Source organism: Streptomyces sp. NPDC050528, assembly GCF_044457795.1.
Taxonomy (GTDB): domain Bacteria; phylum Actinomycetota; class Actinomycetes; order Streptomycetales; family Streptomycetaceae; genus Streptomyces.
Map to the genome: position 1 here is coordinate 541,392 of NZ_JBITHH010000008.1, position 18,760 is coordinate 560,151.

Annotated in this window: 16 protein-coding genes; 8 read left to right on the plus strand and 8 right to left on the minus strand. The window is 70.0% G+C overall.

Features of this window, described 5'->3' with window-relative positions:
• Positions 1–11: 11 nt before the first annotated feature.
• From ACIBK4_RS28970 to ACIBK4_RS28980, 3 genes are all read right to left on the minus strand, one after another.
• On the minus strand, positions 12–971 hold the full coding sequence (locus ACIBK4_RS28970) for a carbohydrate ABC transporter permease (protein ID WP_398999105.1): 960 nt from the start codon (positions 969–971) through the stop codon (positions 12–14).
• Positions 971–2,257, minus strand: a complete 1,287-nt coding sequence (locus ACIBK4_RS28975; protein ID WP_398999107.1) for an ABC transporter substrate-binding protein — start codon at positions 2,255–2,257, stop codon at positions 971–973. The genes ACIBK4_RS28970 and ACIBK4_RS28975 overlap by 1 nt, the downstream gene beginning before the upstream one ends.
• A 96-nt stretch (positions 2,258–2,353) precedes the next feature.
• Positions 2,354–3,370 carry a carbohydrate kinase family protein gene (locus ACIBK4_RS28980; RefSeq protein ID WP_398999109.1) on the minus strand — a complete coding sequence of 339 codons (1,017 nt, stop codon included), beginning with the start codon at positions 3,368–3,370 and terminating at the stop codon, positions 2,354–2,356.
• Between the two features lie 151 nt (positions 3,371–3,521).
• On the opposite strand from ACIBK4_RS28980, the gene ACIBK4_RS28985 reads away from it, so the two are divergent.
• From ACIBK4_RS28985 to ACIBK4_RS29000, 4 genes are all read left to right on the plus strand, one after another.
• The gene (locus ACIBK4_RS28985; RefSeq protein ID WP_366429942.1) at positions 3,522–4,286 is read left to right on the plus strand and encodes a DeoR/GlpR family DNA-binding transcription regulator; all 765 of its coding nucleotides are present in this window, start codon (positions 3,522–3,524) and stop codon (positions 4,284–4,286) included.
• A complete protein-coding gene (locus ACIBK4_RS28990) occupies positions 4,283–5,620 on the plus strand; it encodes a 6-phospho-beta-glucosidase (RefSeq protein WP_398999111.1) in 1,338 nt (445 codons plus the stop codon). The genes ACIBK4_RS28985 and ACIBK4_RS28990 overlap by 4 nt, the downstream gene beginning before the upstream one ends.
• Positions 5,621–5,740: 120 nt before the next feature.
• The gene (locus ACIBK4_RS28995) at positions 5,741–8,800 is read left to right on the plus strand and encodes an alpha-mannosidase (RefSeq protein WP_398999113.1); all 3,060 of its coding nucleotides are present in this window, start codon (positions 5,741–5,743) and stop codon (positions 8,798–8,800) included.
• 91 nt (positions 8,801–8,891) lie between these two features.
• Entirely contained in the window at positions 8,892–10,142 is a 1,251-nt protein-coding gene (locus ACIBK4_RS29000) for an alpha-L-fucosidase (RefSeq protein WP_398999115.1), read from the plus strand.
• Between the two features lie 98 nt (positions 10,143–10,240).
• Here ACIBK4_RS29000 and ACIBK4_RS29005 read toward each other — a convergent pair whose 3' ends face one another.
• Complete coding sequence (locus tag ACIBK4_RS29005) at positions 10,241–11,926, minus strand: carbohydrate binding domain-containing protein (protein ID WP_398999117.1); 1,686 nt, start codon at positions 11,924–11,926, stop codon at positions 10,241–10,243.
• A 138-nt stretch (positions 11,927–12,064) separates the two neighbouring features.
• A complete protein-coding gene (locus ACIBK4_RS29010; RefSeq protein WP_033281632.1) occupies positions 12,065–13,216 on the minus strand; it encodes an ATP-grasp domain-containing protein in 1,152 nt (383 codons plus the stop codon).
• 335 nt (positions 13,217–13,551) lie between these two features.
• Between ACIBK4_RS29010 and ACIBK4_RS29015 the strand changes: the two genes are divergently transcribed.
• Positions 13,552–14,460 carry a metallophosphoesterase family protein gene (locus ACIBK4_RS29015; RefSeq protein ID WP_398999120.1) on the plus strand — a complete coding sequence of 303 codons (909 nt, stop codon included), beginning with the start codon at positions 13,552–13,554 and terminating at the stop codon, positions 14,458–14,460.
• Positions 14,408–15,088, plus strand: a complete 681-nt coding sequence (locus ACIBK4_RS29020) for a 4'-phosphopantetheinyl transferase (protein ID WP_398999122.1) — start codon at positions 14,408–14,410, stop codon at positions 15,086–15,088. Before ACIBK4_RS29015 ends, ACIBK4_RS29020 begins: the two co-directional genes overlap by 53 nt.
• Positions 15,089–15,122: 34 nt before the next feature.
• On the opposite strand, the gene ACIBK4_RS29025 is transcribed toward ACIBK4_RS29020, so the two are convergent.
• Entirely contained in the window at positions 15,123–15,350 is a 228-nt protein-coding gene (locus ACIBK4_RS29025) for a hypothetical protein (protein WP_398999124.1), read from the minus strand.
• A gap of 218 nt (positions 15,351–15,568) precedes the next feature.
• On the opposite strand from ACIBK4_RS29025, the gene ACIBK4_RS29030 reads away from it, so the two are divergent.
• Positions 15,569–16,594 (plus strand): alpha/beta fold hydrolase, encoded by a 1,026-nt coding sequence (locus ACIBK4_RS29030; protein ID WP_398999126.1) that lies wholly within the window; start codon positions 15,569–15,571, stop codon positions 16,592–16,594.
• Positions 16,595–16,626: 32 nt separating this feature from the next.
• Here ACIBK4_RS29030 and ACIBK4_RS29035 read toward each other — a convergent pair whose 3' ends face one another.
• A complete protein-coding gene (locus ACIBK4_RS29035; protein ID WP_398999232.1) occupies positions 16,627–17,166 on the minus strand; it encodes a toxin-antitoxin system, toxin component in 540 nt (179 codons plus the stop codon).
• 32 nt (positions 17,167–17,198) lie between these two features.
• Positions 17,199–17,855: a helix-turn-helix domain-containing protein gene (locus ACIBK4_RS29040; protein WP_398999128.1), complete on the minus strand. Its 657-nt coding sequence runs from the start codon at positions 17,853–17,855 to the stop codon at positions 17,199–17,201.
• Positions 17,856–18,080: 225 nt separating this feature from the next.
• Here ACIBK4_RS29040 and ACIBK4_RS29045 point away from each other — a divergent pair, with 225 nt between their 5' ends.
• Positions 18,081–18,743, plus strand: a complete 663-nt coding sequence (locus ACIBK4_RS29045) for a hypothetical protein (protein ID WP_366429953.1) — start codon at positions 18,081–18,083, stop codon at positions 18,741–18,743.
• Positions 18,744–18,760 lie beyond the last annotated feature (17 nt).

Here is an 18,760-nt window from a genome sequence, read left to right on the forward strand (position 1 = left end):
TGACCGGCTCCCTAGTCTTCGCCCCGGCGCTGTACCAGGCGCCAGTTGACGATGGAGAAGAGGATGACGACGAGGAAGATGCCCCAGGCCACGGCGGCGCCGTAACCGAAGTCGTTGTTGTCGAAGGTCTGTTGGAAGAAGTACAAGACCATCGTCTGGCCGGAGTGGCCCGGACCGCCCGCGAACGTCGAGTCGTTGGAGGTGTTCTGGAGCAGGACCTGTGGTTCGGAGAAGCTCTGCAGGCCGGTGACCGTCGAGATGATGAGCACGAACAGCAGCACCGGCCGCATCATCGGCAGGGTGATCCGGAAGAAGGTCTGGACCGGTCCCGCGCCGTCCATCCGTGCCGCTTCGTACAGTTCGCTCGGGATGGTCTGCAGACCGGCGAGGAAGATGATCGCGTTGTAGCCGGTCCACTGCCAGGTCATCAGGGTCGCGATGGCGATCTTGATGCCCCACGGGGTGTTCAGCCAGGCGATCTGGTCGATGCCCACCGCCTGCAACAGGGCGTTCACCAGGCCGAAGTTGGTGGAGAACACCGAGCCGAAGACGATCGCGATCGCCACCACCGAGGTGACGTTCGGGAGGAAGTAGGCGAAGCGGTACACGTTCTTGAAGCGGACCGCCGAGTTGAGCATCACGGCCGTGATCATCGCGAGGAAGATCATGGGGAACGTCGCCAGCGCCCAGATGATGAGGGTGTTGCCGATCGAGTTCCAGAAGTCGGTGTCGCTCAGCAGGTACTTGTACTGCGAGAGCCCCGCCCACTCCATCGAGCCGAGGCCGTCCCAGCGGTGCAGGGAGAGGTAGAACGAGAACCCGACGGGGATCAACCCGAAGCAGAGGAACAGGAGATAGAAGGGGGAGATCGCGGCATACAGATGCCAGTACTTGCGGAAGCCGCTCCTGGGCCGCGAGGTGGCGGACGAACTGTCCACGGCGGCAGGGGGCTTGTCCAGTGCGGTGGCCATCAGTAGCTCACCCCCAGGTGGTCCGCGATGCGCCGGCACTTGCTCATGGCGTCACTCCAGGCCTTCTTGGGGTCCTTGCCGAGGACGCCGACGTTCTTGATCTCGTCCTTGAGGGGCTGCCCGAGCGCGATGTCGAACGGGCTGTTGTAGGCGACCGTGATCTTCTGCGCGGCCGGCCCGAAGATCTCCATCGTGTCCTGCCCGCCGAAGAACGGGTCCGGCACGCGCACGGTCTTCAGGTCGTACGAGGCGGGGGTGGAGGGGAACAGGCCCGCGTCGACGAAGCCTTGGGCCTGGTTGGCCGCGTTCATCATCCAGGTGATGATCCGGAACGCCTGCTCGGGTTCGCGGCACGCCTTGGTGATCGACAGGAACGAGCCGCCGTTGTTGGCCGGCCGTACCGGCATCTGGGCAACTCGCCATCGCCCCTTGGTCTTTGGCACGCCTGTCTTGATGTCACTGGTCGCCCAGGACGCGCCCAGCTGACTGGGCAGCTTGCCGTCCTGTTCGGCCGACAACGCGTCCGGCGTGCCGCTGACCAGATCCGAGACGATCCTGCGCTGCTTGGCCTCGACCGCCAACGCCCAGGCCTGGCGCACGTGTTCCTGGTCGCCGATGAAGTGGCGGTCCTTGTCGACGTACCGCTTGGAGCCCTGGTTCACCACGTTCTCGAAGATGCTGTTGACGTCGGTGATCAGAGACGTTCCGGGAATCCGCTTCCTGAGCTGCTCGCCCGCCGCGAAGAACTTCTCCCAGGTGTTCAACTCCCCTGAGACGTCGGCGGGTTCGTACGGCAGCCCGGCCTTGCGGAACACGGCGTACTGGTAGAAGTGCGCCACCGGACCGCAGTCGATGGGGAAGCCGACCATAGTGCCGTCGTCGGCGATGCCCTGCTCCCACTTCCACGTCAGGTACTGGCTCTTGTACTTGTCCGCGCCGAGCGTCCTGAGGTCCACGAACTGGTCGGCGTTGGGCAGATAGGACGCCATGTCCTCGCCCTTGAGGCCGGCGATGTCGGGGATGTGGGCGCGGCCGGCCATCGTGGTGATCAGCTTCGACCGGTAGTAGCCGCCGATCTTGATCGCCTGGAGGTCGACCGTCCTGTCGTAACGCGCCTTGGCGTTCTTGACGACCGTGTCGCCGAGGCCGCCGTCCCAATACCACAGGACCATGTTCCGGCCGGTGGAACCGGTCGGAACGGCACAGCCGGACGCCAGGCCGCCGAGCGCCGTGGCCGCCGTACCGGCCAGGCCCGCACGGAGCAGGCCTCTTCGTGAGAGCCGCACAGCTCCCACCGCCTTTCGGATCTGTTCGATCTGTTCGGGTCGTGCATACGAGGGGCAAGTGGGGGGACTTGCAAGGGACTTGCGAGGTGGGGGGAGTTACTCCCGTGCGGGGGGAGTGACAGGGGCGTACGCGACGGGCGGGCCGGGGTCAGCCGGGATACGGTCGGCCAGAAAACCGTATGCACGCCGCAGTTCCGGATCGCGGACCGTATGCAGCCAACGGTCGACGCCGTACCAGCCGGGCGCCGCCAGTGCGCCGCCGTGGTGCTGGACGGACAGCCCGGCCGCGAGCACCGCGAACCGCAGCCGTTCCTCCAGCGGCCAGCCGCCGAGCGAGGCCGCGACGAAGCTCGCGCCGAACACGTCACCGGCGCCCGTCGCGTCCAGGACATCGACGTCCAGGGCCGGGACCTCCGCGTACTCGCCGGTCGTCTGGTCGACGGCGATCGCCCCGTCGCCGCCCCGAGTGATCACCGCGACCGGCACCAGTTCGGTGAGTGTGCCGAGCGCCGCGACCGCGCTGTCGGTGCGCGTGTAGGCCATCGCCTCGGCCTCGTTGGGGAGGAAGGCGTGGCACAGGGAGAGCTGGTCGAGCAGGTCGCGGGACCACTGCTGGGTGGGGTCCCAGCCGACGTCGGCGTAGATCTGCGTGCCGTTCGCCGACGCCTTGCCGAGCCACGCGCGCGGCTCGGCCTCGATGTGCACCAGCGCCGTGCGCGCCTCGGGCGGGTCACCCATCAACACGTCCTGGGAGTACGGCGGTTCCTGGCCGTGGGTGACCAGGGCGCGGTCGTCGCCGTGGGCGAGCGAGACGGTGACGGGGGTGTGCCAGCCGTTCGCGGTGCGGGACAGGGAGAGGTCGACGCCCTCCTGGCCGGCGAGGATCTCGTGGCAGTACGCGCCGTAGAAGTCGTCGCCGAAGACCGTGGCCAGGGAGGTCCGCAGGCCGAAGCGGGACGCGGCGACCGCCAGGTTGGCGATGCCGCCCGGGCCGCAGCCCATGCCGCCGGTCCAGATCTCCTCGCCCGGTGTCGGCGGCTGCGGCAGACCCGTGAGGACGAGGTCGTAGAAGAGCAGCCCGGTCAGCAGCACATCGGGCCGGGGGTCGTCCACGCGCGCATCCTCTCGTCGGCACGGCGTCTGGAGAGTTCGTCAAAACTCTTCATTTCGGTGACCGGAATCGTGCGCTGTCCGACGAGATTGGTCAATACCCAAGCAGAACTGAGCATAGAAATGATTGAAGATGACGAGTAGTGTTCGCGGCGTGCTGGCAGAACGACGACATCAACTCATCCTGCGGGCCCTGCGCTCCGGGGGCCCCGCGGCCGTGACCGATCTCTCCGAGCAACTGGGTGTGAGCCCCGCCACGATCAGGCGTGATCTGCTCAAACTGGAGGAGGACGGACTGCTCACGCGCGTCCACGGCGGTGCCGTGGCCGACGAGGGCGACCAGCCCTTCGCCGAGGTCGCCGAGGTGCGGGTGGCCGAGAAGGACGCGATAGCCGCGCGCGCCGCCGCGATGGTCGCGGACGGCCAGTCGGTCCTCCTCGACATCGGCACCACCGCCTACCGGCTGGCCCGCCAGCTGCACGGCCGCCGGCTCACCGTGATCACCAGCAATCTCGTGGTCTACGAGGAGCTGGCCGACGACGAGGGCATCGAACTGGTGCTGCTCGGCGGCATGGTCCGGCGCGAGTACCGCTCCCTGGTGGGCTTCCTCACCGAGGACAACCTGCGCCAACTGCATGCCGACTGGCTCTTCCTGGGCACCAGCGGAGTGCGGCCCGGCGGCCAGGTGATGGACACGACGGTCGTCGAGGTGCCGGTCAAACGGGCCATGATCAAGGCCGCCGACAAGGTCGTGCTGCTCGCGGACGCGCAGAAGTTCCCGGGTACGGGAATGGCGAAGGTGTGCGGTCCCGAGGACCTGGACGCGGTGGTGACGAACGCCCCGGCCGACCCGGTGACCCGTTCCTCCCTGGAGGAAGCGGGCGTCGAGGTCGTCGTGGCAGGAAAGGTGCAAGCGTGAAGCTGACGATTCTGGGCGGCGGCGGGTTCCGGGTGCCGCTCGTGTACGGGGCACTCCTCACGGACCGCGGCGAGGGCCGGGTCACCGAGGTGGTCCTGCACGATCTCGACGACAGTCGACTGTATGCGGTCGCCCGTGTACTGGCCGAACAGGCCGCCACCGTGCCCGACGCCCCCACGGTCACCGCCACCACCGACCTCGACGAGGCACTGCGCGGCGCCGACTTCATCTTCTCCGCCATCCGCGTCGGCGGCCTGGAAGGCCGAGCCAACGACGAGCGGGTGGCCCTCGCCCAAGGCGTCCTCGGCCAGGAGACGGTCGGCGCCGGCGGTATTGCCTATGGTCTACGAACCGTCCCGGTCGCCGTCGACATCGCCCAGCGCGTGGCCCGCCTCGCTCCCGACGCCTGGGTCATCAACTTCACCAACCCGGCCGGCCTGGTCACCGAGGCCATGTCCCGCCACCTCGGCGACCGCGTCATCGGCATCTGCGACTCCCCGGTCGGCCTCGGCCGCCGTATCGCCACGGTGCTCGGCGCCAACCCGCGCGAGGCCTTCATCGACTACGTCGGCCTCAACCACCTCGGCTGGGTCCGCGGCCTGCGCGTCGCCGGCCGCGACGAACTCCCGCGCCTGCTCGCCGACCCGGACCTGCTCGGCTCCTTCGAGGAGGGCAAGCTCTTCGGCACCGACTGGCTGCAGTCGCTCGGCGCGATCCCGAACGAGTACCTGCACTACTACTACTTCAACCGCGAGACCGTCCGCGCCTACAGCGAGGTCGAGAAGACCCGCGGCGCGTTCCTCCGCGACCAACAGGCCCGGTTCTACGACGAGATGAAGCGCCCCGGCACCGCCGCGCTCACCGCCTGGGACCGCACCCGCGCCGAGCGCGAGGCGACCTACATGGCGGAGAACCGGGAGACCGCCGGCGCCGGCGAACGCGACGCCGACGACCTCTCCGGCGGCTACGAGAAGGTCGCCCTCGCCCTGATGCGGGCCATCGCCCGCGACGAACGCACCACCCTCATCCTCAACGTCCGCAACCAGGGCGCCCTGTCCGTCCTCGACACGGACGCCGTCATCGAGGTCCCGTGCCTCGTCGACGCCAACGGCGCCCACCCCGTCGCCGTCGACCCGCTGCCCGACCACGCCACCGGCCTGGTCTGCGCGGTCAAGGGCGTCGAGCGCGAGGTCCTCGCGGCGGCCGAGAACGGCTCCCGTACGACGGCGGTCAAGGCCTTCGCGCTGCACCCGCTGGTCGACTCGGTGAACGTCGCCCGACGGCTGGTGGAGGGCTATACCGAGGTCCACCCGGGTCTGGCGTACCTTAAGTAGGCATCCGTTCAGTAAGCGCTTTCCCCGAGCTCTCGGCAGCTCGTCGAGTTCTCAGCGACTCGTCGGGTTCTCGACGGCTCCCTAGTTCTCAGCAGCTCCCTGGTTCCCTGGAGACTTCCCATGCACGACGAACGCCGCCGGATCGAGGAGCGCGTCGAGCGCGCCCACAACCAGCGCATCAAGCCCGCGATCTACGCGGCCACCGCGCCCTTCACGGTCGAGGCCTGGCAGGCCCCTGGTGAGCCGGTCCCCTTCGAGGAGGCCGCGTCGGCGCCGTACGCGCCGTTCGCGATGGACACCCCGTGGGGTCCGCCCTGGGGCACCACGTGGTTCCGTATGCACGGGCAGGTGCCGGAGGAGTGGGCCGGGAAGCGCGTCGAGGCCGTCATCGACCTCGGCTTCACGGGCGACTGGCCCGGCAACCAGGCCGAGGCCCTGGTCCACCTCGCGGACGGGACGCCGCTGAAGGCGGTCAACCCGCTCAACCAGTACGTGGCGATCGCCAACCCGGCGACGGGCGGCGAGGTGATCGACTACCTGGTCGAGGCGGCCTCCAACCCCGACATCCTCGCCAACAACTTCTCGGAGCCGACACCCCTCGGTGATGTACTGACGGCAGGCGACCGTCCACTGTATACATTCCGCCGCGCCGACCTCGCCGTTCTCGACGAGGAGGTCTTCCACCTCGACCTCGACGTCCAGGTGCTGCGCGAGCTGATGCTGGAACTGGGCGAGCACGACCCCCGCCGCCACGAGATCATGCACGCCCTGGACCGTGCCCTGGACCTGCTCGACCTCGACGACGTCGCCGGTACGGCCGCCGACGTACGGGCCGCGCTGAAGCCGGTGCTGTCCAAGCCCGCCAACGCCAGCGCGCACATCGTCTCCGGGGTCGGGCACGCGCACATCGACTCCGCGTGGCTGTGGCCGATCCGCGAGACCAAGCGCAAGACGTCCCGCACCTTCTCGAACGTGACCTCGCTCGCCGACGAGTACGAGGACTTCATCTTCGCCTGCTCGCAGGCCCAGCAGTACGAGTGGGTCCGCGACAACTACCCACAGGTGTGGGCCCGGATCCAGGAGTCCGTCAAGCGCGGCCAGTGGGCGCCGGTCGGCGGCATGTGGGTCGAGTCCGACGGCAACCTGCCCGGCGGCGAGGCCATCGCCCGCCAACTGATCCACGGCAAGCGGTTCTTCATCGAGCACTTCGGCGTCGAGACCAAGGGCGTCTGGCTCCCCGACTCCTTCGGCTACAACGCGGCCTACCCGCAGCTCGCCAAGCTCGCCGGCAACGAGTGGTTCCTCACCCAGAAGATCTCCTGGAACCAGACCAACACGTTCCCCCACCACACCTTCTGGTGGGAGGGCATCGACGGCACCCGCATCTTCACGCACTTCCCGCCGGTCGACACCTACAACGCCCGCTTCAGCGGCGAGGAGATGTCCCGCGCGGTCCGCAACTACCAGGAGAAGGGCAACGCCACCCGCTCTCTGGCCCCCTTCGGCTGGGGCGACGGCGGTGGCGGCCCCACCCGCGAGATCATGGAACGGGCGCGCAGGCTCGCCGACTTGGAGGGCTCGCCGAAGGTCGTCGTCGAGCACCCCGACGAGTTCTTCGCCAAGGCCCGCGCCGAGTACCCGGACGCCCCCGTCTGGGTGGGCGAGCTCTACCTCGAACTCCACCGCGCCACCTACACCTCCCAGGCCCGCACCAAGCAGGGCAACCGGCGCAGCGAACACAAGCTCCGCGAGGCCGAGTTGTGGGCGACCACGGCCGCGCTGCACGCACCGGGCTACGCCTATCCGTACGAGAAGCTCGACCGGCTGTGGAAGACGGTCCTGCTGCACCAGTTCCACGACATCCTGCCGGGCTCCTCGATCGCCTGGGTGCACCGCGAGGCCGAGGCCGAATACGCCCGCGTGGCAACGGAGTTGGAGGAGCTGACGGCAGCCGCCGTGGCCGCGCTGGGCGGCGGCGGAACCCGTGTCTTCAACACCAGCCCCTTCGACCGCGCCGAGGTCATCCGCACGGCCACCGGCGTCCCGATGTACGCGACGGTCCCCGCGAACGGCAGCGCCCCACTGGCCGCCGAGTACGTCCCGCAGGCCGTGACCGTCACCGACCGCGTCCTCGACAACGGCGTCGTCCGCGTCGAACTCGCCGACGACGGCACCCTCGCCTCCGTGCGCGACCTGCGCCACGGCGGCCGTGAAGTCCTCGCCGACCAGGGCAACTTGCTGCGTCTGCACACCGACCTCCCGAACTACTGGGACGCCTGGGACGTCGACAAGCACTACAAGAACCGCTTCACCGACCTCCTCGACGCCGACTCCATCACCGTCGTCGACGAGGACCCGCTGCTCGGCGCGATCCGCGTGGAACGGTCCTTCGGCAAGGGCTCGAAGATCGTCCAGACGATCACCGTCCGCGCGGGCAGCCCCCGCATCGACTTCGAGACCGACATCGACTGGCACGAGGCCGAGAAGTTCCTCAAGGCCGGCTTCCCCGTGGACATCCGGGCCGCCCACTCCTCCGCCGAGATCCAGTTCGGCCACATCCAGCGGCCCACGCACACCAACACCAGCTGGGAGGCGGCCCGTTTCGAGGTCTCCGGCCACCGCTGGGTGCACCTCGCCGAGCCCGGCTACGGCGTCGCCGTCATCAACGACTCGACGTACGGCCACGACGTCTCCCGCACGGTCCGCGAGGACGGCGGTACGACGACCACGGTCCGGCTGAGCCTGGTGCGCGCCCCGCGCATCCCCGACCCGGGCGCCGACCAGGGCAAGCACCGCATCACCTACTCGCTGCTGCCCGGCGCGAGCATCGAGGACGCGGTCGCCGAGGGCTACGCCCTCAACCTCCCGCTGCGCGTGGCCGATTCGGACGGCGCCCCGGAGCCGGTCGTCTCCGTCGACGGCGAGGGCATCACCGTCGAGGCGCTCAAGCTCGCCGACGACGAGTCCGGCGACGTCGTGGTCCGCCTCTACGAGTCGAGCGGCGGCCGCGCCCAGGGCGCACTGCGCACGGGCTTCCCCCTCGCGGGCGCGCAGATCACCGATCTGCTGGAACGCCCGCTGGCGGACGAGGTCTCCGTCGACGGCGACTCGGTGGCCGTGTCCCTGCGGCCCTTCCAGATCCTGACGCTCCGTCTGCAGCGGGCGGGCGCGGGCCAGTAGAACCCGGGAGAGGGGCGGGCCCGGCATCGGTGCCGCCGGGCCCGCCCCTCTTCGTCTCCCAACTCACCCTGTACGTAAAGGGAGTTCAGCCGTGACCGTGCAACCGTGGTTCACCGACGCCAAGTTGGGGATCTTCGTCCACTGGGGGATCTACGCCGTCGACGGAGTCCAGGAGTCCTGGTCGTTCTACGACGACATCGTGCCGCACGACCGGTACATGTCCCAGCTCGACCGTTTCACCGGCGCGAAGTACGAACCGCGTCCCTGGGCCGACCTGTTCGCCCGCGCCGGCGCCAAGTACGCCGTCCTGACGAGCCGTCACCACGACGGAGTCGCCCTGTGGGACACGGAGTTCGGCGATCTCAACCTCGGCAAGGACTACATAGCCGGCTACGCCGACGCGCTCCGCGAGCAGGGCCTCAAGGTCGGCCTCTACTACTCGCACTCCGACTGGAACCACCCCGACTACGCCACCACCCGCAAGCCGGGCCGCCCGCCGGAGCAGGAGGACAACCGCTACTCCGAGTGCTCGGCCGAGGACGAGGACCTCGTAGCCTGGGAGCGGTTCATCGCCTACCGGGACGGCCAGATACGGGAGTTGGCCTCTCGCTACCGGCCCGACCTGATGTGGTTCGACGGCGAGTGGGACCGCAGCGAGGAGCAGTGGCGCATCAAGGAACTCGCCGCGCTCATCCGCTCGTACTCACCGGACGTCGTCTTCAACGCCCGCATGCTCAGCGAGGGCGACTACGCCACACCGGAACAGGGCGCACCCGTCGAACCCCCGGACGGGCCCTGGGAGTTGTGCCTCACCATCAACGACTCGTGGGGCTACCAGCACCACGACGACAACCACAAGTCGCTGAGCCAGCTGGTGCGTTACTTCACGGAGACGATCGGCGGGGGCGGCAACCTCCTCCTCGACGTCGGCCCGATGGAGGACGGCACCATCCCGCAACCGCAGGTCGAGCGCCTCGAAGGCCTGGGGGAGTGGATCCGCAAGCACGCCGACGCCGTCTACGGCACCGTGCGCGGGCTCCCGGCCGGACACCACTACGGGCCGAGCACCCTCTCCGCCGACCGGCGCACCCTCTATCTCACCCTGTACGACATCCCGCGCGCCGAGATCGGCGTCCGCGGTCTGGTCACTCCGGTCCGCAGGGTCACCGTGCTCGGCACCGGCACCGAGCTCGCCCACCGCGTCATCGGCGGACTGCACGAGGCCGTAGGGCAGTTGTGGATCGATGCGCCGCCGTTGGCCGACCTCGACCCGCTGGCCACGGTCCTCGCCGTGGAGCTGGACGGGGAGTTGGAGCTGTACCGGGGCTCGGGACGTTTCTGACCGGCCCGGACGACTGCCGGAGCGCGCGCCGAAGCGGCCTTCGACGCACCGAGGCGGCCGGCCCACACGGGGGACCGGCCGCCAGGGGTGGGGGGTTGTCAGCCGGTGAAACCGGCCGTGATCGAGGTGAACTGCCAGGTGTTCTGGCTGATGCCGGAGCAGTTGCTCACCACTCCGCCGCCGGCGCACCCGCGGTCACGGTTGACCGACCAGAAGGCGAGCCGCGCGATGTGGTGCGAGTTGGACCAATCCCGAATCTGCGTCCAGATGGCGGGAGTTGTGGTCTCCGACTGGTCCGAGAGACCGTTCATGCCCGAGATGCCGATGTGCGAGTAGGCCGTCGCGTCGTCCCAGCCGAACGTGGACTTCAGCTTGGTCTTCAGGCCCTCGGCCGCGGCGACCGTGTTGCCGTACATGTCGGAGCCGCCGCCGAAGTCGAACGGCATGATGGTGAAGACGTCGATGCCGGCGTTGAGCGACTGCGCCTGCTCGATGAGCCGGTTGCCGTAGTACGTCGGGCCGGTGGTCGAGGTGCCGAAGGTGACGATCGTCCTGAGGCCCGGGTTGTTGGCCTTGACGGTCTTCAGCGCGGTCAGGATCTTCGCCTGGACGGCCTCGTTCTCGAACTCGTCCGTGTTCTCGATGTCCATGTCGATGGCCTTGAGGCCGTAGGCGCTGATCACCTTCTGCAGCGCGCCGGCGAGCGCGCTCGCGGAGGAGCAGTTGGCGCCGAGCTTGCTGCCCTGCCAGCCGCCGAAGGACGGCACGATGTCACCGCCGGCCGCGCGGATCTGGTTGATGGCGGTCTGGTCGACGCCACCGGTCAGGGCCCGGCTGCCGTCCCAGGCGGGGTTGCAGCCGCCGGAGTCGAGCACGAACGCCATCGTGAACCACTTGATGCCGGTCGCGCTCATCACCGTGCTCGGGGCCGGCGGATCGCCCCAGCCCTCGTAGAGATACGGCGCGGCCTGGGTGAACCCGGTGCCGCCACCGGTGCCGGCACTCGTCGTGACGCTCACCGCGTTGGAGGCCGCCGAACTGTTCCCGGCCGCGTCGCGCGCCTTCACGGTGAACGTGTAGGCGGTGCTGGCCGCGAGCCCGGTGACCGTCCCGCTCGTGCCGGAGACGCTGAGGACCTGGTTCGAACCGCTGTAGATGTCGTACCCCGTCACGCCCACGTTGTCCGTCGAGGCGCCCCACGACAGCGACACGCTGGAGGACGTCTTGCCGGTGGACGTCAGGCCGGTCGGCGCGGTCGGGGCCTGGGTGTCGCCACCGCCGCCACCGCCCGGACCGTCGAGGCTGATGTCGTCCGCGTAGTAGGTGCCCTGCGCGTACCAGCCGTGGACGTAGATGGTGGCGCTGGTCTGCGAGGCGGTGGTGGTGAAGGACGTCGTCAGCTGGCTGTACGCCGACGGGGACGAAGTCCACGTCGAGGAACCGCCGTTGACACCGAGGTAGACATAACTGCCGCGCACCCAGCCGCTGAGCGAGTACGTCGTGCTCGGCTGCACGGCGACCGTCTGGGAGCACTGTGCGGTGTCGCTCGAACTCACCGCGCCCGCAAGGGCCTTGGAGCCGCCGTGCACGGGCGAGGAGACGACCGAACCGAGGTTTCCGGTGCAGGACCAGGGGGAGAGACTGCCCGACTCGAAGCCGGGGTTGGTCAGGACGTTGGCCGCCTGAGCCGTACCGGGCAACGCGATCGCCCCGGCCATGGCCAGGGCGGCGGTCCCGAGCAGGGCGAGGAGCCGGTGTCTGGAACGTCTGAGTCTGTTGCGCACGCGATCTCCCTGAAGGAATGGGGGTGTTCGGGAGTGCAAGAGGGTGCGCAACCAAGTTGGTATGGACCAATCGCGCTGTCAAGATGCGACGTCATGATTGGTCCATACCGGTATGAAGTTGTGTGGTGGGACCGGGAGTCAGGCGCGAGCGGCTGCCCGGCTGCCCGTCTCGGAGGGCTCCGTCGCCGTCTCCAGCTCGTCCTGCGCCGGTGCGGGCGTCGCCGGGAGCAGCGGCTCCGACTCCTCCGCGCGCTGGTGCGGGAGCGACACCGGACGCAGCTGACGGGGGCCCGAGACGACTGCGTAGTCCGCGCCCAGGAACGGCGGCTCCATCGTGCCCGGGTCCTCGCCGAGCGCCAACTGCACTGCCGCCCAAGGGGCGTTGACCCCGCACAGCGACAGCTGGTGCAGGCCGCCCGCGGGACGGGTGTTGACGTCCATCAGCACGGGCTGGTCGCCGAACATGCGGAACTGGATGTTGGACAGGTAGTGCAGCCCGAAGCCCTCGGCGATCCGGCGGGCCGGCTCCAGCCACTGCTCGTGCAGGGTGAAGCCGCGACGGCGGCCGTTCTTCGTGCGGCCCACGGCGAGCCGGACGAGGTTGTCGGGACCGGTCAGGCAGTCCACCGACACCTCCGGCTCCTCCAGGCGCGGCATGACCAGCCAGTCGACCTGCTCGTCGGCCCGCTCCAGCGCCTCGACGACCGTGTCGAGCGGGACGTAGGGGCTCGGGAAGCCGTTGAGGTGCATGAGGGAGAAGGGGGTGCGCGTGATCACGCGGAAGCCCACCCCGCCCGCGCCGGACGCCGGCTTGAAGCACGCCTTGTGCCCGGCGGCCTCCAACTCCTCGACGGCGGCGACGAGTTCGGGCGCGGTGCGGACCCGCCACCACGGCGGTACGGGCACGCCGATCGCCTGGACGGCCTCGTACGCGATCACCTTGTCGTGGAAGACGGCGACGGCCTCGGGGGTCGGCGCCAGCAGCGCCGTGCCCACCGCCTCGAAGTCCGCGCGGTGCGCCACGATCTCCGACTGGTGCAGCCGGGGCACGAACACGTCGATGCCGCGGCGGGCGCACTGGTCGAGCGCGAACTCGACGTACGCGGCCGGGGACAGGCCCTCGGGCTCCAGGTCGGCGGTGTCGGCGGCGGCCAGTACGGGGGAGTCGGCGTCGCCGTGCGTGGCATGGATCTCGACGGCCCGGTCGCTGGGATTTCTCCGCAGCTGATCCATGAAGAACACGTTCTCCGCGTACGTGCGGTTGAGCCAGACGCGTACGCGAGAGACCATGCAGGGCCGTCCTTTCGGTTTCGCGGGCACGGCGGAGCAAGGCCGTGCCCGGCCAAGGTAGTTGGAGGTACACCAAACCGCCCTCGGCGAAGAGGCGTTCGTGGCGGTGGTGTTGGGGCGATCATACGGCTTTCAAAGGGTGCCGCGTGCAACGCCCGTGTTACGGATTTCCCGATGGTGCCCACCCGGCACGTGAACTTCCCTCGCGGTGGCACCCGAGCGCTCGGGTTTCCCGCGGCCCGCCCGGCCGACGGCCCTCGTGCCGCCCGCCGTCTTGTCGCGGAACGGCGGGATGTGATCTCGTGGGCTCATTCGGGCGCGCGGAGGGGGCGAGGGTGGAGTCGACGGCCGGTGGTGCCGGACAGCTGCTGGCCATCAGCGACCTGCACATCGGGTACGCCGAGAACCGCGCCCTGGTCGAGAACATGCGGCCCGTCACGGACGACGACTGGCTGATCGTGGCCGGTGACATCGCCGAGACCGTGTCCGACATCCGCTGGGTCCTCGAACTCCTCGCCGGCCGCTTCCGCAAGGTCCTCTGGTCCCCCGGAAACCACGAACTGTGGACCCACCCCAAGGACCCCGTCACCCTGCGCGGCGTCGCCCGCTACGAGCACCTCGTCGCCCTCTGCCGCGAGCTGGGCGTGGTCACACCCGAGGACCCGTACCCCGTGTGGGAGGGCCCCGGCGGCCCGGTCGTCGTGGCACCCCTCTTCCTGCTCTACGACTACTCGTTCCTCCCGGCAGGCTGCGCCACCAAGGCCGAGGGACTGACGTACGCGCACGGCACCGGCGTCGTCTGCAGCGACGAGTTCCTGCTGCACCCCGACCCCTACCCCAGCCGCGAGGCCTGGTGCCGGGCCCGGGTCGCCGAGACCGAACGCCGGCTCACCGAGATCCCCGACACCCTCCCCACCGTCCTGATCAACCACTACCCCCTGGACCGGCACCCCACCGAGGTCCTGTGGTACCCCGAGTTCGCCATGTGGTGCGGCACCACCCTGACCGCCGACTGGCACCGCAGATTCCGCGTGGACACCATGGTCTACGGCCATCTCCACATCCCGCGGACCACCCATCACGAGGGGGTCCGCTTCGAAGAGGTGTCTGTGGGATACCCCCGCGAGTGGCAGAAGCGCTCCGAACCCCCGGGCCGACTGCGCCGCATTCTGCCGATGGAGGTCGCAACCGGTGATCGAGGAACTGCTGCCGGACTCCGTGGTGACCGTGGAGACACACGGTGACGAGGGGCTCCAGGACGCCCCGCTCTATCCCGAGGAAGAGGCCCGCGTGGCCCGCGCGGTGCCCAAGCGCCGCCGCGAGTTCACCGCCGTGCGGGCGTGTGCCCGGCGCGCGATGGAGAAGCTCGGCGTGCCCCCGCAGCCGATCCTGCCCGGCGCCCACGGCGCGCCGGCCTGGCCCGCCGGCATCATCGGCAGCATGACCCACTGCGACGGCTACTGCGCCGCCGCACTGGCCCGCGCAGGCGACCTCGCCTCGCTCGGCATCGACGCCGAACCCCACGCCCCGCTCCCCGACGGCGTCCTCACCTCCGTCGCCCTGCCCGCCGAACAGGACCGCCTGGCACACCTGGCGGTGGAGCGGCCCGGCGTCCACTGGGACCGGCTCCTGTTCAGCGCCAAGGAGTCCGTCTACAAGGCGTGGTTCCCCCTCACCGGCAAGTGGCTCGACTTCGCGGAGGCCGACATCGAGGTCTTCACGGACCCGGGCGAGGAGACCCGCGGCGGCCTCCGCGCCCGTCTCCTCGTCCCCGGCCCGGTGGTCGACGGCGAACGTCTCGCGGTCTTCGAGGGCCGCTGGACCGTCGGGCGCGGACTGGTCGCCACGGCGGTCACGGTCCCGCACCCGTGAACCGCCCGCACCGGCCCGGCCCCTGACACCCCGCTCACCCCTCCGGACCCCAGCTCTGCAGCAACTCGAAGAACGCCTCCTCGTTGCCCGCGAGCCCGGCGTCCGTCAACGCCTGGTCCGCCTCGGCCAGTACCGAGGGTGGGACGAGCACGGGGCGAGGATCGCCCGGTGGGCCGTCGAAGGCTGCTCGGACGGTGTGCAGCAGCCGTAGATAGGCCTGAACGGCGGCGCGCTCGCGGTCGGTCATCACTGCGGTCTGCATAGGACGGCTCTCCCCTGGTCGGCGTCGTGCGCCCCCGCACGGCGGTGGCACGACTCCAGCTTGCCGGGTGCCACTGACAATGCCGTTGCGCCGGGCGCCGGTTCGCCCGCTTAGCGGAGGCGAAACGTCCCCGAAATCCCCCGGGGGACAGCGGCCCTACGCTGGAGGGAAGGGCTTTCGGCCGCTCGTGGGCGGCCAGGTGAACGGGAGGCGAGTGCGTGGAGGACGTCCCGGCACGGCGCCCGGCGCGCGCTGCACGGCTGCGCTCGGTGGGCGCCGGAGAACTCGCCCTGCAGTACCGCGTCGTGCACGGATACCGCCGTGCCTTCCGCATGGCCGGCCAGGGCCCGGCGCTGGTCCTCATCCACGGCATCGGCGACTCCTCCGCCACCTGGACCGACCTGATCCCCGACCTCGCCCGCACCCACACCGTGATCGCCCCCGACCTCCTCGGCCACGGCGCCTCCGACAAACCCCGCGCGGACTACTCGGTCGCCGCCTACGCCAACGGCGTCCGCGATCTGCTCACCACCCTCGGCATCGAGTCCGCGACCCTGCTGGGGCACTCGCTGGGCGGGGGAGTGGCGATGCAGTTCGCCTACCAGTTCCCCGAGCGCACCGAACGCCTCGTCCTGGTCAGCGCGGGCGGCGTGGGCCGCGAGGTCAATCCGGTGCTACGGCTCGTCTCGCTCCCGGGGTCCCATCTCGCCCTGTCCGCGCTCCGGTTGCCCGGCATGCGTCTCCAAGTCGGCCTCACGGTCGGGCTGTTGAAGCTCCTCGACACCGATCTCGGCCGGGACGCCCCCGAACTCCTCACCCTCGTCGACGCGTTGCCCGACGAGACCGCCCGCAACGCCTTCATCCGCACCCTGCGCGCGGTCGTCGACTGGCGCGGCCAGGTGGTGACCATGCTCGACCGCTGCTATCTCACCGAGGGCATGCCGACCATGCTGCTGTGGGGCGACCGGGACAGCGTGGTGCCGGTCCGGCACGCCTACGGCGCCCACGAGGCCATGCCCGGCAGCCGGCTGGAGATCTTCGAGGGCGCGGGGCACTTCCCGTTCCACACCGACCCGGCACGGTTCCTCACCCTGGTCGAGGAGTTCACCGGCACCACCACCCCCGCGCACTGGAGCCGCGAGCACTGGCGCGACCTCCTGTGCGAGGGCCGGCCCGGCGTCACGGCCCAGGGCGGAGCGAGGGAACGGGACCTGCGGGAGGCGAGCGAACGCAGCGCGACCTAGGCGGGGCGGGCCGTATGACGGACCGTCAACTCCTAGCTGCGCGGCCCCGGATACCCCAGCGCCGCCTCGATCCGTCCCGCCAGATGGTCGTGCTGCGCGGGCTCCCGCAGGGACGAACCGGCCAGCCACGTACGGCACTTGCTGGCAAGCAGCAGACCGAAGCTCTCCGCCTCCCGCTCGTCGGCGCGCTCGAACCGGCTGCGGGCGGCCACCTTGAGGACGGTCGCACGCAGCGCCGCCTCGTCGACGGTCTCGCCGAGCAGCCGGGCGGCCACCGCGGTGCCCTCCACCTGCGGACCGCAGTGGCCGGCCTTCATGTGCCACAGCTCGTGGCCCAGGATCACCAACTGGTGGTCGGGCGCGGTGCGTTCCTCGATCACGACGAGATCCTGGTCGGCCATGTCGAGCCACAGCCCGCTCGCGGTGCAGGCCGGGAAGGCGGCCGTACGGAACTGGACCGGGCGGCCCCGGCGGCGGCTCATCGCGTCGCACAGGGCGGCATACAGGTCGTGGGGGCGTGCGGGTGCGCCGAGGCTCAGCTCCGCCACCAACTCGCCGCACAGGCGGCGCATCTGCCGTCCGACGCCCACCGTTCGCCCCCGGATCACGACTCGGGCCGCTTCACGCTCTCCAGGAGCATGTCCAGCCACTCGGCGACCTTGTCGCGGTGCTGGTCGGTGGGCAACTGCGCGGCCCGCCAGGCGATTCCGCGCACTCCGTGGTCCTGGAGCAGCCGCTCCAGCGGGTCCTCCGCGGCCTCAGCCGCAGCCCGCTCGCGGTCGGCGAGCTTCTGCAGCAACTCCTGCTCGGTGCGCTGGAGGGCGCCCGCGAGGGCTTCGGGGTCCTCGGCCGTGAGGAATCCGGCGTGCACGCGGAAGAAGCGCTGGAGGGCGTCGCAGTGCTCCATGGTGGGACGCCGGTCGCCGTTGATGAGCGCGCCCGCCTGCTGACGGGACATGCCCGCGCCGTCGGCGATCTCCTGCTGGGTGTACTTGCGCCCGTTGGGCTTCAGTCTCGTACGGCGCAACAGGTCCAGGCGTTGCAGGAACCGGGCCTGCACATCCGGCTCGCCCGCGGGACGGCCGCTCAGCAGGGCTCTGACCACGGGCTCCGGGACACCGCAGGCCACGGACAGCCGGCCGATGTGGACGACCTCGGCCTGGGGCACGTCGAGCCGTTCGGCGAGCGCGGTGACGCGGTCGACGACGACGGGCAGCAGGGCGGTCGCCGTCGTGCCCGGTACCTCGAAGCCATCCGACACCGACAGATCTCCTATACGTCTCTCACAGGCTTCTCACAAACGGTGGCCGTGAACATCCCGGAGAGTAGCGGTTGGTTCGAACTCGCATCCAGGTCTCGCCACAACTGTGGCCAATTTCAGCCGTCAACAAGCATGAAATGCCACGATAGTTGACACGGCTCGCGTCGGGGCACCAGGATCAAGGCGCCGCGAGAAGGCCGCATAGGCAAGAGGGGTGACCTCCCGATGGCATATCAGGCAGGTGGGCAGCGGTCCGCGCCGCGGCCCGTCCCCGAGAGTCCCGAGGCCCAGGCGTATCTGCTGGACTACGCCGCGCTGTTGGAGGCCGTCACTTTCCCCTCCGTCGTCATCGACCACCGCTGGGACGTGGTGTTGACCAACGGCGCGTTCAAGTCACTTTTCCGGGCGGTCGGCCCGCATCCGACGGCGATGCCCGGTGACAACTTCCTGCGCTTCGTGCTCTTCCACCCCGACGCGAGCTCCGTTCTCGGTGCGCACGAGTCGAGTTGGTGCCTGCCGATGCTGGCCCACTTCGCCGCCGCCGTGGAGAGCCACGGACACGACCACGGCCTGCAGGCGATCCGCCGTGACATAGCCCAGGACCCGATCATGGAGGCCGCCTACCGGCAGGGCCTGCCGCACTGGGTCCGCGCGGTCGGCGAGGAGGCCGTGGAGCACGACGGCGCGGTCCGTCCGCTGCTGCACCCCGACCCGCGCTGGGGCGCCACCGACTGCCGCATCGTCCGCGAGACCCCCAAGACCCTTGAGAACATGGGCTATACGCGCCTGACGCTGGTCCTGCGCGAGGCCCGCCGCGTGCCACCGCCCAGGGTCCGCAGGGCCGGCCGCGGCGCCGGACATCTGAGGGTGGTCCCCGCGGCCGAGTGAGCGCGGGAACCGTGCGG

Excerpts from the sequence above, each read along its gene's own strand:
- ACIBK4_RS29010 (WP_033281632.1), bottom strand. The coding sequence starts at position 13,216 with ATGGTCTCTCGCGTACGCGTCTGGCTCAACCGCACGTACGCGGAGAAC.
- ACIBK4_RS29045 (WP_366429953.1), top strand. The coding sequence starts at position 18,081 with ATGGCATATCAGGCAGGTGGGCAGCGGTCCGCGCCGCGGCCCGTCCCC.
- ACIBK4_RS28995 (WP_398999113.1), top strand. The coding sequence starts at position 5,741 with ATGCACGACGAACGCCGCCGGATCGAGGAGCGCGTCGAGCGCGCCCAC.
- ACIBK4_RS29025 (WP_398999124.1), bottom strand. The coding sequence starts at position 15,350 with ATGCAGACCGCAGTGATGACCGACCGCGAGCGCGCCGCCGTTCAGGCC.
- ACIBK4_RS29035 (WP_398999232.1), bottom strand. The coding sequence starts at position 17,166 with ATGCGCCGCCTGTGCGGCGAGTTGGTGGCGGAGCTGAGCCTCGGCGCA.
- ACIBK4_RS28970 (WP_398999105.1), bottom strand. The coding sequence starts at position 971 with ATGGCCACCGCACTGGACAAGCCCCCTGCCGCCGTGGACAGTTCGTCC.